The 14,739-nt window shown below is 61.9% G+C and carries 12 protein-coding genes; 4 read left to right on the top strand and 8 right to left on the bottom strand.

Features of this window, described 5'->3' with window-relative positions; all coding sequences use genetic code 11:
• Positions 1 to 48 precede the first annotated feature (48 nt).
• Both gcvP and AADW18_RS08380 read left to right on the top strand, forming a co-directional pair.
• Positions 49 to 2,988 carry an aminomethyl-transferring glycine dehydrogenase gene (gene gcvP, locus AADW18_RS08375; RefSeq protein WP_337342915.1) on the top strand — a complete coding sequence of 980 codons (2,940 nt, stop codon included), beginning with the start codon at positions 49 to 51 and terminating at the stop codon, positions 2,986 to 2,988.
• A gap of 263 nt (positions 2,989 to 3,251) precedes the next feature.
• The gene (locus AADW18_RS08380) at positions 3,252 to 3,809 is read left to right on the top strand and encodes a flavin reductase family protein (RefSeq protein ID WP_337342916.1); all 558 of its coding nucleotides are present in this window, start codon (positions 3,252 to 3,254) and stop codon (positions 3,807 to 3,809) included.
• A 129-nt stretch (positions 3,810 to 3,938) separates the two neighbouring features.
• Here AADW18_RS08380 and AADW18_RS08385 read toward each other — a convergent pair whose 3' ends face one another.
• The 6 genes from AADW18_RS08385 to AADW18_RS08410 all read right to left on the bottom strand — a co-directional run bounded on the left by AADW18_RS08385 (position 3,939) and on the right by AADW18_RS08410 (position 11,319).
• Entirely contained in the window at positions 3,939 to 6,944 is a 3,006-nt protein-coding gene (locus AADW18_RS08385) for an EAL domain-containing protein (RefSeq protein ID WP_337342917.1), read from the bottom strand.
• Positions 6,945 to 7,314: 370 nt separating this feature from the next.
• Positions 7,315 to 8,013, bottom strand: coding sequence for a BON domain-containing protein (locus AADW18_RS08390; RefSeq protein WP_337342918.1), 699 nt, complete (start codon positions 8,011 to 8,013; stop codon positions 7,315 to 7,317).
• A gap of 236 nt (positions 8,014 to 8,249) precedes the next feature.
• Entirely contained in the window at positions 8,250 to 9,416 is a 1,167-nt protein-coding gene (locus AADW18_RS08395; RefSeq protein WP_337342919.1) for a M23 family metallopeptidase, read from the bottom strand.
• A 110-nt stretch (positions 9,417 to 9,526) separates the two neighbouring features.
• The gene (locus tag AADW18_RS08400; protein ID WP_337342920.1) at positions 9,527 to 9,868 is read right to left on the bottom strand and encodes a cupin domain-containing protein; all 342 of its coding nucleotides are present in this window, start codon (positions 9,866 to 9,868) and stop codon (positions 9,527 to 9,529) included.
• A 360-nt stretch (positions 9,869 to 10,228) separates the two neighbouring features.
• Positions 10,229 to 10,735: a hypothetical protein gene (locus tag AADW18_RS08405; protein ID WP_337342921.1), complete on the bottom strand. Its 507-nt coding sequence runs from the start codon at positions 10,733 to 10,735 to the stop codon at positions 10,229 to 10,231.
• Positions 10,732 to 11,319, bottom strand: a complete 588-nt coding sequence (locus AADW18_RS08410; RefSeq protein ID WP_337342922.1) for a sigma-70 family RNA polymerase sigma factor — start codon at positions 11,317 to 11,319, stop codon at positions 10,732 to 10,734. The genes AADW18_RS08405 and AADW18_RS08410 overlap by 4 nt, the downstream gene beginning before the upstream one ends.
• A gap of 114 nt (positions 11,320 to 11,433) precedes the next feature.
• On the opposite strand from AADW18_RS08410, the gene AADW18_RS08415 reads away from it, so the two are divergent.
• Both AADW18_RS08415 and AADW18_RS08420 read left to right on the top strand, forming a co-directional pair.
• Positions 11,434 to 12,390 (top strand): aminotransferase class IV, encoded by a 957-nt coding sequence (locus AADW18_RS08415; RefSeq protein ID WP_337342923.1) that lies wholly within the window; start codon positions 11,434 to 11,436, stop codon positions 12,388 to 12,390.
• A gap of 11 nt (positions 12,391 to 12,401) precedes the next feature.
• On the top strand, positions 12,402 to 13,148 hold the full coding sequence (locus AADW18_RS08420; RefSeq protein WP_337342924.1) for a hypothetical protein: 747 nt from the start codon (positions 12,402 to 12,404) through the stop codon (positions 13,146 to 13,148).
• 286 nt (positions 13,149 to 13,434) lie between these two features.
• On the opposite strand, the gene AADW18_RS08425 is transcribed toward AADW18_RS08420, so the two are convergent.
• A complete protein-coding gene (locus AADW18_RS08425; protein WP_337342925.1) occupies positions 13,435 to 13,722 on the bottom strand; it encodes a hypothetical protein in 288 nt (95 codons plus the stop codon).
• A gap of 328 nt (positions 13,723 to 14,050) precedes the next feature.
• Positions 14,051 to 14,464: an SRPBCC family protein gene (locus AADW18_RS08430; protein WP_337342926.1), complete on the bottom strand. Its 414-nt coding sequence runs from the start codon at positions 14,462 to 14,464 to the stop codon at positions 14,051 to 14,053.
• Between the last annotated feature and the right edge of the window lie 275 nt (positions 14,465 to 14,739).

Raw genomic sequence — 14,739 nt, forward strand, 5'->3', positions numbered from 1 at the left:
TGCGGCTTCGCACGTCAGGCTTCATCGCCATTACGGACGCCCCTTGCCATGCCCAAGAATCCTTCGCCTTCCCTGCGCGACCTCGAGCATCACAGCGCTTTCATCGAGCGCCACATCGGCCCCAACGACAGCGAAATCGCGCACATGCTGCAGGCAGTCGGTTACGACTCGCTGGAAGCCATGACCGATGCCATCGTGCCCGGCTCCATCAAGTCCACCGCGCCGCTGTCCCTGCCCGACGCGATCACCGAAGAAGAAGCGCTGGCCAAGGTGCGCGCCATCGCCACCAGGAATCAGGTCTACAGAAACTTCATTGGCCAAGGTTATTACGGCACCCACACGCCCAAGGTGATCCTGCGCAACATCCTGGAGAACCCGGCGTGGTACACCGCCTATACGCCGTACCAGGCGGAAATCTCGCAGGGCCGCATGGAAGCGCTGATCAACTTCCAGACCATGGTCGCGGACCTGACCGGCATGGAGATCGCCAACGCCTCGCTGCTGGACGAAGCCACCGCTGCCGCCGAAGCCATGACCTTGGCCAAGCGTTCTGCGAAGTCCAAGTCCACCGTGTTCCTGGTAGCCGGAGACACCCACCCGCAGACTTTGGAAGTCCTGCGCACCCGCGCCGAGCCACTGGGCATCACCGTCGATGTGGTCGGTTCCACCGGCGCCTTCCACGAAAAGGTGGCCGCGGGCGATTACTTCGGCGTGATGGTGCAGTACCCCGCTTCCAGCGGGTGGATCGAGGAATGGGGCCGTGACGCGGAGGTCATCCACGGCCACCAGGCGCTGTTTGTCGTTGCCACCGATCTGCTTGCCCTGACCCTGCTCAAGCCGCCAGGCGAAATGGGCGCGGATATCGTGATCGGCAACACGCAGCGCTTTGGCGTGCCGTTCGGCTTCGGCGGTCCGCATGCGGCCTTCATGGCCTGCCGCGACGCCTTCAAGCGTTCCATGCCCGGCCGTCTGATCGGCGTGTCGGTGGATGCCGAAGGCAAGCCGGCCTACCGTCTGACCCTGCAGACCCGCGAGCAGCACATCCGTCGCGAGAAGGCCACGTCCAACATCTGCACCGCGCAGGTGCTGTTGGCGGTGATGGCTTCGATGTACGCGGTCTACCACGGTCCGGATGGCCTTGAGCGTATCGCCAGCCGCGTCGCTCGCCTCACCGCCATCCTGGCCGAAGGCTTGCGCAGCCTGGGTTATCCGGCACTGCACGCCACCGCCTTCGACACGCTGTGTGTGGAACCGGGCGACGCTGGTGACGCTATCCTCGCCCGCGCCAAGCAAGCACGCATCAACCTGCGCGTGCGCAACAACGGTTCCATCTGTATTTCGCTGGACGAAACCACCACACGCACCGATGTGGAAAACCTATGGCGCGTGTTCGCCGGCGACGGCGCCGTCCTGCCTTCGATCGACACGCTCGACGCCGGCGCGCCCTCGCTGATTCCGGAGACACTGCGCCGCACCAGCGCATTCCTGGCCCATCCGGTGTTCAACACCCATCACAGCGAACACGAACTGCTGCGCTACATGCGTTCGTTGGCGGATAAAGACCTGGCCATGGATCGCACCATGATTCCGCTCGGCTCATGCACCATGAAGCTCAACGCCACCGCGGAGATGATCCCGGTGACGTGGCCGGAATTCGCCAACATGCATCCACTGGCGCCGGCGGATCAGACGCTTGGCTATCAACAGCTGATCGATGAGCTGGAAGCCATGCTGGTGGAATGCACCGGCTACGATGCGGTCAGCCTGCAGCCCAACTCCGGCGCACAGGGCGAATACGCCGGCCTGCTGGCAATCCGTGCCTATCACCGCTCGCGTGGTGAAACTCAGCGTGATATCTGCCTGATTCCGGAATCCGCGCACGGCACCAATCCCGCCTCGGCGCAGATGTGCGGCATGCAGGTAGTGGTCACCAAGTGCGACAGCAACGGCAACGTGGACGTGGAAGACATCCGCCGCGCCGCCGAGAAATACAGCGACCGCCTGGCCGCCATCATGATGACCTACCCGTCCACGCACGGCGTGTTCGAAGAAGACGTCGTCGCCATCTGCGACATCGTGCATGCGCATGGTGGCCAGGTGTATACCGACGGCGCCAACATGAATGCGTTGGTGGGCGTTGCCAGGCCGGGCAAGTGGGGCTCGGACGTATCCCACCTCAACCTGCACAAGACCTTCTGCATACCGCACGGCGGCGGCGGTCCTGGCGTGGGTCCCTGCGCGGTGAAGTCGCATCTGGCGCCGTTCCTGCCCAGCAAGTTTTCCGCCAAGGACCGCACCGAAGGAAGCAACGCGGTAGGCATGGTCAGCGCCGCCAGCTTCGGCAGCGCCAGCATCCTGCCGATCAGCTGGATGTACATCACCATGATGGGCACCAGCGGCCTGCGCAAGGCCACGCAGGTGGCGCTGCTTAACGCCAACTACATCGCCAAGCGCCTGGCACCGCACTACGAGACGCTATACACCGGCCGTAACGGGCTGGTGGCGCACGAGTGCATCCTGGACCTGCGTCCGCTGAAGGACGCCACCGGCATCAGCGCCGAAGACGTCGCCAAGCGCCTGATCGATTTCGGCTTCCACGCACCCACCTTGAGCTTCCCGGTGGCCGGCACGCTGATGGTGGAACCGACCGAAAGCGAATCACTGCACGAACTGGACCGCTTCATCGACGCGATGATCCAGATCCGCGACGAGATCCGTGCCGTGGAGGAAGGCAAGCTCGATCCCGAAGACAACCCGCTGAAGAATGCACCGCACACCGCAACGATGGTGGCTGGCAGCGAGTGGGCTCACGCTTATCCACGTGAACTGGCCGCCTTCCCGTTGCCCAGCCTGAAACTGCAGAAATACTGGCCGCCGGTCGCACGTGTGGATAACGTCTACGGCGACAAGAACGTGTTCTGCAGCTGCGTACCGATCGAAGCGTTCGCCGGTGAGATCGAGGCGTTCAGCGAACCGAATGTGATGTGATCGACGGTTGTGCGGATCAAAAAAGCCCCGCTCTGCGGGGCTTTTTTCTTTTGCCCATCGTAGAGCGGAGCTTGCTCCGCTGTTTTTTTCTCCTGTTTCGCCGCCTTTGTTGACGAGCACGGATTGAAGAGCAGCGGAGCAAGCTCCGCTCTACGAGAGGCAGCTTTCGCGATGCCCATCATTACCATATATCAACACGCTCTTATCCTCGGCGTCGCTAAGGTTGCCCCACCGTTGAAGCCTCATGGCAACAAGGAGCCGCAATGAAGTCCTTTCGCAAACGCGATTTTCCACTCGGCGAAATCCGTCGCTTCCTGGAGCCCGGCCCCATCGTGCTGGTGAGCTCGGCCTGGAAAGAAGAAACCAACATCATGACGATGGGCTGGCACATGATGATGGGCTTCACTCCCGCCTTGTTCGCTTGCTATATCTGGGAAGGCAACCACAGCTTCGGGATGATCCGAAAAAGCAAGCAGTGCGTGATCAACCTGCCTACTACCGATCTGGTGAACACCGTGGTCGGCATCGGCAACTGCAGCGGTGCCGATACCGATAAGTTCGCGCAATTCGGACTGACCGCGGTGCCCGGCGAGAAAGTGGACGCACCACTGATCGGCGAATGCTACGCGAACTTCGAATGCCGCCTGGCCGATGCGCGCCAGATTTCACGGCATGGACTTTTCATCTGGGAAGTCGTCAAGGCGCACGTCGCCTCTTCGCCAAGATTGCCGCAAACACTGCACTATCGCGGCAATGGTGAGTTCATGGTGTCGGGCCGGCGGCTCAGCCGTCGTAGCCAGTTCAAAGCGGAGAATCTGTGACCAACTTTTGCAGGAATGAGGCGAGGCGCTTCTCGTAGAGCCGAGCTTGCTCGGCTGCTCTTCGATCCGGGCGTGCCAAAAAAAGCGGAGGCAAGCTCCGCTCTACGAGAATCCGAAGCGAGTATCAGCTCAGTAACCAGACCGTTGCCCAGCAACCGTCCCTGTTCCCAGCCACGAACGCTGATCGGCACCGTTCAAGGTTTCGATGACTTTATCCAACGGCATCGGCATTCCGAACAAGTATCCTTGCACCTGATCGCAGCCGTGTTCTTTTAGCCATTCGTACTGGCCGACACGCTCCACGCCTTCGGCGATCACTTCCAATCCCAAGCTGTGGCCCAGCGACAGCAGTGCACGGCAGATGGAAGCATTCCGAGCATCATGATCAACATCCGTGACGAAGGAGCGGTCGATCTTCAGCGAGTCCAGTGGCAGATGGCGCAGGTAGGACATGTTGGAGAACCCGGTGCCGAAATCATCGATGGAGATGCATACCCCTTGCTTCTGCAAACGGTGCATGGTGGCGAGTGCCTGTTCCGGGCGATTCATCACCACGCTCTCGGTGAGCTCGATATGCAGCGCGCCTTTGCGCAAGGAAAACTCGTCTGCAACCGCCGCGATGTCGCTGACCAGGTCCGAAGCCACGAACTGATTGGTGGAAACGTTCACCGCAATGGGCAGACTACCCCAATCGGCTGCACTCAACAGGCGATGGGACTCTGCGGCGCGGCGCAATACCCATTGACCCAGCGGAACGATGAGGCCTGAGTCCTCGCACAGCGGGATGAACTGCGCGGGCGGGATGAAACCGCCCGTGAGCTGTGGCCAGCGGATCAGCGCTTCCAACGAGGCGGGTTCGCCATCGGCCGCATGGCGGATGATCTGGAAATGCAGCTCGAACTCATTGTCCCGGATCGCATGACGAACGCGTCCGGCCAACGTCAGTTGATCGCGCGCCTTCGCAGCGAGCGATGCCTGGTAATGCGCGAATGGCAGGCTTGTCGCACGTGCCTCATGCGCCGCCAGCGCGGCATTACGCACCACCTCCGATGCGCTGCTGCCGTCGCCGGGATAATCCGCGAAACCTATCCAGCTTTCCAGATGATGCGATGCGTCCGCCGACTCCACCGGCTCGGACGTCAACGAATGCAGTCTGCTGTGGGCAGTCGTGTCGGCCGCGGGCAGCGCCAGCGCGAAAGCGTTGGAGGGGACGTGGGCGGCCATGCCGTGGTCGCCGCACAGCAGGCGCAAACGGGCGGCGATGATGCGCAGCACTCCCTCGCTGGCTTCTCGTCCGAGCGTGTCGGTAATCAGATCCAGACCGCGCAACTCCAGGTAGGCGACGCGGTAAATCTCATCCGCCGAAGCGCTGTCGCTCAAACGCTGCGAGAACTCGTCGAGGGTCAACAGCCCGGTAGTAGCGTCGTGCGAAGCGCGATAAGCGAGTTGGCGCTCGTAAGCGGCACGTTCGCTGACGTCCTCAGCCAGTATCAAGCGCGCCTCCATTTCCATGAACTCGATGTTCGCCGCGTACACCTTCACCTCGAAGCGGCTGCCATCCTTACGCTGATGAATCCAACTCCTCGCAAGACCGAAATTTTCACGCGGCGCGCTGACATCCAGCAATACGTCTTCGATGGTCTCCGGCGGGCGTATATCCAGAATGGTCATTGCCAGGAACTCTTCGCGCGTATACCCGTACTGCTTGAGAGCGGCGCGATTCACCTCCAGGAAACGCAACGTCTTGATGTCGAACACCCAGAACGGCAATGGGTTCTGCTCGAACATCAGGCGGAACTGTCGCTCGGCATCAGCGATGCGCGCCTGCGCTTCCATCCGCTCCGTTACGTCGACCAACGTGCCGGTCATGCGCAGTCGTTTGTCCCGTCCCGGCACCACCGCGCCCTGCGTGGACAGCCAACGCGTGACGCCATCCGGACGTTGGATGCGGTACTCGGCGGCGAATGATTCCCGCTTTTCCCACGCTCCCCGGAACAATGCAAACAGCCGTTCCCGGTCTTCCGGATGCACCATCCTGTAGAACTCCGCGCGGCTGGCGGACACCCGCGATTCCGGCAGTCCGAAGATATTGCTGACGTTGTCAGACCACTGGAGCTCTTCTTCGCCGGCGATGATCGTCCATGACCCGGTGCCGCCCACTTTCTGCGCCAAGCGCAGATTCTCCGTGCTCTCGCGTATCCGGCCAATCAACGCGCGCTGCAGGCGGTTTGATTTTGTCACCATGCGCAACAAATAAGCGAAGCCCGCCAGGTAAAGCAGATACAGGCCGCTTCCCACAGCCACCAGCCAGCGCCACGGCCGCAGAATCTCCTGCTTGGAAAGTCCTGCATGCAGCACCAGCGGATAATTCGACAATATCCGCCATGCCCCCACGCGGACCACGCCATCGACGGCACTGGCTTCTTCTCCTGCGCGATTTTTTTCTATCACTGCTTGTGGCCAGCGCGTGCCGATCAGCTTTGAAGCATCGCGGCTACGGGCCAGGATTGTTCCGGTGGTATCGAACAACGTGACCACGCCCTCCCGCCCGGTATCCAGGTTGCCAACGATGGTCTGGAGTTCGGACACGTTCAAGCGCGCCAGTACATAGCCTCCATCCTTCAGCGGCATTGCCAAAGGCACGGCCCATTGTCCGTTGACCAGCTTTCGCAGTGGCCCCATGCGCAACGCCTGGGGCTTGCTTGCGTCGCGCGACCTGCCCCACTCAGCGATACCGGAGGCACCGCTGCGGGTGCCGAAAATCGGCGTGCCGTCGGCCGACAGCAAGGCGATACTTTCCAGTTCGGCATGTCCTGCCATCACGCCGCCGGCGTGCGCCAGGCGCAGCGCCTCGACATCTTCCGACGTAGGGCCACTGCTGCGGTCAGCGTAACCGGCGAAGCCCGCCAGCGCCCCGTCGATATTGCGCAGCTCAAATTCGACCAGGCGTTCAGCGCCCGTCACCAACGCAAGGCTTTGCCGTTCCGCGGCCGCCATTCGGCTGCGGTAATCGTTGACGATGACAAGCACCAGCCCCACCGCCAGTACAAGCGCCAATAGCGAGCCCAGCAGGCCGATCATTCGGGTCGAGCCCAGCGCGCCGCTTTTCCCTTCAGACTGAGCGCTGATATCCATCACAGGCGCCTTGGTTCGGATGTCCGCAATCTAGCAGTGAGTAAACACCGGATTCAAACGCCAAAAAATCAGCGTGCACAGTGATGAGGCGCATTCCCATTTTTTCGCCACACGCGGCATACCCACGCCGAATGCGTTGCTGAGTTCCCGGTCCCCGACCCGCATCAGACAGATGCATCTACCCTCCTGGCAGCGGCGATAGCTGAGCGAACCGCAATGTGCGTTAGTAAACGGTGAAGCTACCTGCTTGCGTAGAGCGGAGCTTGCTCCGCTGCCTTTGCTTGGCTTTTGGAGGAAACCAGAACCTGCCCAAGCAACCTGCTCGGCTGCTCTATGCGGCCCGGCTCAACCTTGCGGGTATTCAAAGCGGCTATTCGTTATCGCCTCCCGTTGCGGCGGCCCCGCTGCGTGCCACGCGGATATCGTTCCGGATGTCCTGCACATGGCGGCAGCTATCGACCAAGTCTTCGGTGCGGTGTTTCATCCACCGCTCCTGGACGGTGCCGCTCAAGGTAACCAAGCCATCGCTCACTTCTACGGTGATGTCATCGGCGTCCAATTCGGGGTCCGCTGCCAAACGTTCGTTCACGTCTTCGTAGATTCGCGCATCCGAACGCCGGTAACTCCGCGGGCCCAGTCCGCGATAATCCGCACGAGTTTCGTTGCGAACATCGGTGCGGGCTTCATCCGGTATGCCGCGCGGCATTCTGTCGCCGCTCAGCACGCCACCCCCCAACGGCGTGGCGTCGCGGTCGCGGCTGGGTGTGTATCCGGCAAAGCCGCCGCCTTCGCCTCCCCAACCGACTGACGATGTACTGAGCGGGTCGCGGGTGCCGCCGTATCGGGCATCGCCGTAGTATTCGCCTCTGCCTTCGGATGGATCGTCGTTTCGTTCGCCTTGACGTGAAGGCCCGGAGCCGCCGTGTTGGCGTGCATCGGGGTAGTTGTAGCCACTACCCCCCATGCCCCGCAGCGCGGTGTCATGCCGTCCCTGCGGTTCGCCTCCGGGCCGGTGCCGATAAGTGTTTTCGCGATTCTCGCGTGGGTCGTGTGGTGCGCGCTGATTCATGTTTTTCCTTCCCATGACGCTGCCGGTCGCAGCCAGCCGGTGACGCATCACCGTGATGGCGTGTTGTAGCGCAGGCCGTGCGAAGAGAAGGTGGAGAACGGACGTTCTACTTTCCGCCACCAAATTCCAACGCAAGCCTCGGCTCTACGACAACCACCATCAGCGGCTATTCGCGTTCACTGGCCCGTTGCGACGGCCTCATCGCCACTGACCCTGCGCGATCGCAGGGCGCGGCGTTACGGGAGCTGCACCACCGTATTAGGCGCCGGACGTTCACGCTGGCGGCCTGCCTGTTCGCGCGCCGCCAGCGGTTGCCACGGTTGCTTGCCCAGGTTATCCAGCGACGGATAGGAACCCAGCACCGTGAAGCCTGCCAACACAAATGGCATGCCGTCGGCATTCAATGGCGAATTGGCGTCTGCCAGATGGAAATGCAGGTGCGGGCCGGAGGAATCGCCGGTAAACCCCAACGACCCGATCACGTCGCCCCGCCGCACGCGCTGCCCGGCCTTTACCCGCAGGCTGCCGGGCTTGAGGTGTTCGTAGAACGCGTAGCGACCGTCGCCGATTTCCAGCGCCACATAGTTGCCGGTGGCATCGACCAGCGCATGCCGCGGATGTGCGGCGACGCTTGGGCTTTCGGTCATATCGTCGCGCGCTGCCACGACTACGCCGTCCGCCACCGCCAGCACGTCTTCACCGTAACCGTAGTGATCGGCAGGGCGATCTTCGTCACCCGCCGTGATCCGACCTTTTGTATCCAGCTTGACCCAATCGATGGCGTAGCGGCCGGGAATATGGGCGCGGCCCGCGACGGCATACACCATGCGGCGATGCCCGCGTGTCCACGATGGCTCGTGGATCGCTATCCAGGGACCACCCCGTAGCGGCGGCGACAATACCGGCAGCGGCGCGGTGTTCACTGCAGTACGCGCGCCATCGACGGTGGCTTCCACCGGCCCCTGTTTGCGCATGATGCGGTAGTCGATGCGATGGCTCAGCACCTGCGTCGACGCGTGCTTGCCCGCTTCGATCTCCAGGTAAAGCACCGCTTGCGCACCGGCTGCCAAAGTACGCCGTTGCGCGCCTTCCTCGGTACGGCCTGCGCCACCCAGACGCTGCTCCAGGCTGGTGCCATGCAAGTCGGCGATGGGACCACCTTGCCCGTCCAACACCTGTACGCGCGACAGCTCCATTACGTAGTCGCTGGTGTTGGTCACATACACCTCATAGATCCACTGAGGCTGTCCACCCACGTTGATCAAGCTGGGCGCAACCGGCACTTGCATGTCGAATGAGGAATGCAATGGCGTGGCGGCCAGCGTCGGCAGCGGAGAGATCGCCAGCAGCCATGCGGCCGCCAGGGTCCAGCACTTTCCAAGAGCCCGACGGTATACGTTCATTCGCGATCCCAGTAAGCCAGGCAGGCGCCGGCAGCGCACGTTAGCCCAGGCTCGCGCGCGGCACCCGTGCCAGTCGTTGGGTATCTCTTGCCTACACCGCCAACATGGCGCTACGACTCCCCAGCCGGCAACGGCTCACCTTCATCGTCAAACGCTGGCGGGTAGTAGAAATTCAGCGTCTTCAACAGAACGCGGCCGGTGTTGCGAATTTCGTGGGTCTCGCCATTCTCGATGACCAACAGGCTGCCGGCGCGTAGTTTCTGCTCGGCACCATTCACGATCGCCAAACCGGTTCCCGACACTACGTACAGCCACTGGTCCGCGCCCCGGTGGCGGTTGCCCGGGCCGCCTTCGCTGTCGCCGGGCGCGATGACCATTTCGGCGGCTTGCGCCTGCCGCACGTTGAACGCCATACGGAATCCTGCGCCGAACGGGAGATGCTTGTACTTCATCACGCGCTCCTGAGAGATGCATAGACCTTGGCGCGGCGGGCGTTAATTGCGGAGCAAAAGAGGGTGAAGATGGGATGGTGGACGCGAGCTGGACAAGTGCGCGCCCTACAAGATCAACTAGTGATCAGCCCGTCATGACCAGCCATTCGGCTGTTGACCAGCGCTTCCGGCGCAGACCGGCATGACGAGGCTGTCACATGGCCTCTAGCTCGTGGGAAGGCATCCGTCGGCTCGTAGGAATCAGGCTTACGAATCCAAGGATCGCCAATGGTCCGATGGCGGGCCCAGGGCCGTCCTATGCCAAAAAAAACACTCGCCCAGTAGGGCGGGTCTTGACGAAGATAGGGTGTCCACTTCCGCTTATTCCCGCTCGGCCAATCGCCGTTCGAGTTCCTGCCGCTGAACCTGCAAACGGGCGACATGGCAATGCGCCTGGACAAGCACGGACACGGCGACAATCAGCATTCCGGTACCAAGCACGGCCGCCGCCTGGAAGGCGACGGTGGTGGTGACGGCAGCTACGGCCACCGTACCCGCAAGAAACAGCGCGGTGAATATCACTGCCATACGGCCGGCTACGATCCGGTGACGACCCAGCAGCGGCCTGCGCTGCCGCAACACCCAAACCGCATAAGCGATCCAACTTGCACCGATACCCAGCATGACGGCGAACGCGACTTGCGTGCGGCCAGGCAATGCAGGTTCGGTAACCAGCAAAGCACCCACCAACACACACATCATCAGCGCCGCCAGCAGCAGCGCCACATGGCCGTAGCGAGAAGATGGAGAAAGCAGGCGTGCAGTGAGATGCTGCAGCTCCGCATCAAGGGAACGTGATGAAGACGATGAGTTCATAGCGGGATTCATGTCGGTATTCCTTCCAGGATGTATTTGCGTAAAAGGGTTCTTGCACGAAACAGCCGCGACTTGACAGTGCCCGTTGGAATGCGGAGCACCTGCGCGATCTCGGCCAGCGAAAGTTCTTCCAGATAGAACAGCGTCAAGACTTCGCGCTCGATCATCGGCAAAGATCCCATGCCGGTGGCTAGCGCCCGCTCCATCAGGGGATCAGGCGCCGTGTCTTCTTCCGCCGCAAAATCGTCGAACTCCACGCCAGTATCCATGGGCGTGGCGTAGTGGACCCGCAGGCGGTCCATGAACGTGCGATGCGCAATGGCGAACAGCCAAGCACGGAACTGGCCGGCATCGCGCAGCTTTCCGAAGCCCTGGATGACACGCAGCCAGATATCCTGGGTCAGATCGAGTGCCAGCGCCGGATCGTTCGTCAACTTCAGTGCGTACCGATGCAATGGAGCAGACCAGCGCCGTATCAGGTCATCGAACGCCGCGCGTTCGCCCAGCTGACAGCGCACTACCAGCAATTGGTCGATCAGCAGCTGATCGGCCGGCTTTCGATCAGCATGTCCATGGTCGGCTTCGTTTCGCTCCACACAGGCTCTCCAGTGCTTGTCGCTAAGGTAGTCGCGGAACCGGGCAAAAGGTTCACGGAGCGGCGCGCGGCGGCTAACATCGGCCGAACGCCGCATTCCACCAGGAGACATCGCATGACCCAGGGCACCCAGCATTCGGCAGAAGATCCACGCAACGCCGACATCCTGATTTCCATCAATGGTGCGCTCAAGCATCGCAGCGAGGCGGTGGTGTCGGTGTTCGACAGCGGCTTCGTGCTGGGCGACGGCGTGTGGGAAGGCTTCCGCGTGGCGCAGGGCCATCCCGTATTCCTGGAGGCGCATCTTGACCGCCTGTACGAAGGCGCCAAGGCCATCATGCTGGACATCGGCCTGAGCCGCGAACAGCTGACGCGTGCGCTATACGCCACGCTGGAAGCCAACGGCATGCGCGGCGACGGGGTGCATATCCGGCTGATGGTCACCCGCGGCGTCAAGCGCACGCCCTATCAGGACCCACGCGTCACTGTCGGCCCAGCGACCATCGTCATCATTCCCGAATACAAGACCGCCTCGCCTGAAACCGCCGCGCGTGGCGTATCGCTGTACACCGTGCACGTGCGTCGCGGCTTTCCTGATGTGCAGGACCCCAAGCTCAATTCGCATAGCAAGCTCAACTGCATCACCGCCTGTATCCAGGCCTACGGCGCCGGCGCCGACGAGGCATTGATGCTGGACCCGCATGGTTTCGTCGCCACCTGCAATTCCACCCACTTCTTCATCGTGCGCAAGGGCGAAGTGTGGACGTCCACCGGCCAGTACTGCCTGGGCGGAATCACCCGCGCCAACGTCATCAAACTATGCCGCGACAATGACATCCCCGTATTCGAAAAGTCCTTCAGCCTGACCGATGTGTATGGCGCCGACGAAGCCTTCGTCACCGGCACCTTCGGTGGTGTCGTGCCGGTACATACCATCGACAGCCGCCGCATGGGTGACGATGCGCATGCCAGCGGTAGCGGCGATGTGCGCGGACCGATGGTGCAACGGCTGCAGTCGCTGTATCGCGAACTGGTGGCGGCCGACGTCGCCCATCGCACGCGCCCGGCATGACGGAGACCGACATGAACCAGCACCCTGCTCCGCTGCGCGTGGCCATGTGGTCAGGGCCGCGCAATATTTCCACTGCAATGATGCGCGCGTGGGAAAACCGCGGCGATTGCACCGTCAGCGACGAACCGCTGTACGCGCACTACCTGGATCACACTGGCCTGGACCATCCCGCACGCGAGGAAGTTATCGCCAGCGGCGAAACCGACTGGCAGCGCGTAGTCGCGTCACTGTTGGGACCGGTGCCAGATGGCGCGGCCGTGTGGTACCAGAAGCACATGACCCATCACCTGTTGCCGCATATCGATCACGGCTGGATCGCGCAATTGCGCAACGTGCTGCTGATCCGCGACCCGCGCCAGGTGGTGGCGTCCTACGTCAAATCGCGTGCCACCGTCACCGCCGACGATATCGGCCTGCCGCAACAGGTCGCGCTGTACGAGGAACTCAGCCAAGCGGGTGCATCGCCGCCTATCATCGACGCCGGCGATTTCCTGCGCGCGCCCGAAGCACACCTGCGCGTCCTCTGCGATTGGCTGGGCATCCCATACACCGGCCGCATGCTGCACTGGCCGCAAGGCCCGCGCGACAGCGACGGCATCTGGGCGCCGCACTGGTACGCGCACGTATGGGAATCGACCGGCTTCGAACCCCTGGTGGAAAAGGAGATCACCTTGTCAGGTGCCGCGGCCGAGGTAGCGGAAGAATGCCGGCCGCATTACGAGCGGCTGCATGCGTTGCGGATGCGGACCGAGCCGTAGCCCGGATAAGCGCAGCGCATCCGGGGCTCTTTGCACGGAAGCTCGACGTTACCCGAGCGAATAACGGTATCTGTTCGCTATGGTTGTTCGCCATCCGCTCGCGCTGCGGCGCGTTTTTCACGCTGGTCAACAGCCGAATGGCGGGTCATGACGAGTTCCGGCTTCCTGGCTTTTCCCGGCTCATTTCCTCAGCCGTAGCCCGGGTAAGCGAAGCGCACCCGGGACGCCTTACACGGAAACTCTATGCTTTCCCGAGTGCGGCCTGCGGCCTTATCTGGGCTATTGGCTACTTTCTCATTTCCTCAGCCACCCGAGGAAATGACTTCAAAACAAACACCAACGCCGATGGGATATCCGGAAATTCCTCCCGCACATACGCGTCGTAAAGATCGGCCGCATCCTCATACTTTTCCAGGTACTCATCGAACCCGACGCGCACCACGGCTTCCCGCCATCTGACGAAACACTCCCAGCGGACCACCTCGCCGTCTCGCAGGTATTCGCCATTGATCCACAAGACCCCCTTGGCCCGGATCACCGCCTCAAGCTTCGAAATAATTTCCGCGCCGCTCATCATCCTCGCCAAACATCCGTAGTCCGCGCCCCGATAGCCCCTCAGCGTTCCGCGATCAAGAACGCAGCGCGACCAGACGGCGAACGTTGGGGCGTTCCCCGGGTGCGGCCTGCGGCCTTACCCGGGCTACTAATCAATCCTTCGCTTCCACATACCGAGCCCGTAGCCTGGGTAAGCGAAGCGCACCCAGGGCTCTCCACACGGAAACTCGACGTTTCCCGTCCGAATAGTGGCATCTACTCGCTGCGGTTGTTCGCCATCTAGCCACGCTGCGGCGCGTTCTTCATCGCGGACGCCGAGCGGCTACCGGGCCGCTGCTATCTACTAATCAACCCTTCGCTTCCACATACCGAGCGAAGTTATCCAGGATCGACTGCCAGCCCTCACGCTGATACTCGACCGGATTCTCCGACTCCGCATCGAACGTTTCCTTCACCAGCACACCATCGGCGCGCTCAGTGAACTCCACCTCGACCTCCCGGCCATCGCCCATCCGGTACCCGATCGCCTTCTGCGGCTCGACACGGGTGAAGACGCCTTCGAAATCGAAACCCGCACTGCCGTCTTTGGCCTCCATACGCGACAGGAACTTGCCGCCCTCGCGCAAATCGACCTCGCTGCGCGTCGTATGCCAGGACTCGTGCGGAGAGTTCCACTGCTTGATGTCTTCCGGGTTGTTCCAAACATCCCAGACCTTGCCCAGCGCCGCGTTTACAACCGTCTCAATGGTGATCTTTTCCATAGCCGTCTCCTTTAGCGTCCACAAGCGGACTTACCCATACGTCGAACGAGCGGACCGGAAATCGACATCCCGTCCGCTCTTGGGCGCGTAGCGTAATCAATGACGTATGACTTGGCGACCACATCACATAGGTGGCCCCGGCACACCGCTACTCGTAGAGCGTAGCTTGCTGCGCTGCTCTACTACATACGACCCAACGGACTTCGAGCCAGAACAGCAGGACTCCCGACACTTCAATGGCCCCGCACAGCGACTAATACGTCGCAACCTAGTAA

The sequence above is a fragment of the Pseudoxanthomonas sp. CCNWLY206-1 genome (assembly GCF_039710385.1).
Taxonomy (GTDB): domain Bacteria; phylum Pseudomonadota; class Gammaproteobacteria; order Xanthomonadales; family Xanthomonadaceae; genus Pseudoxanthomonas_A.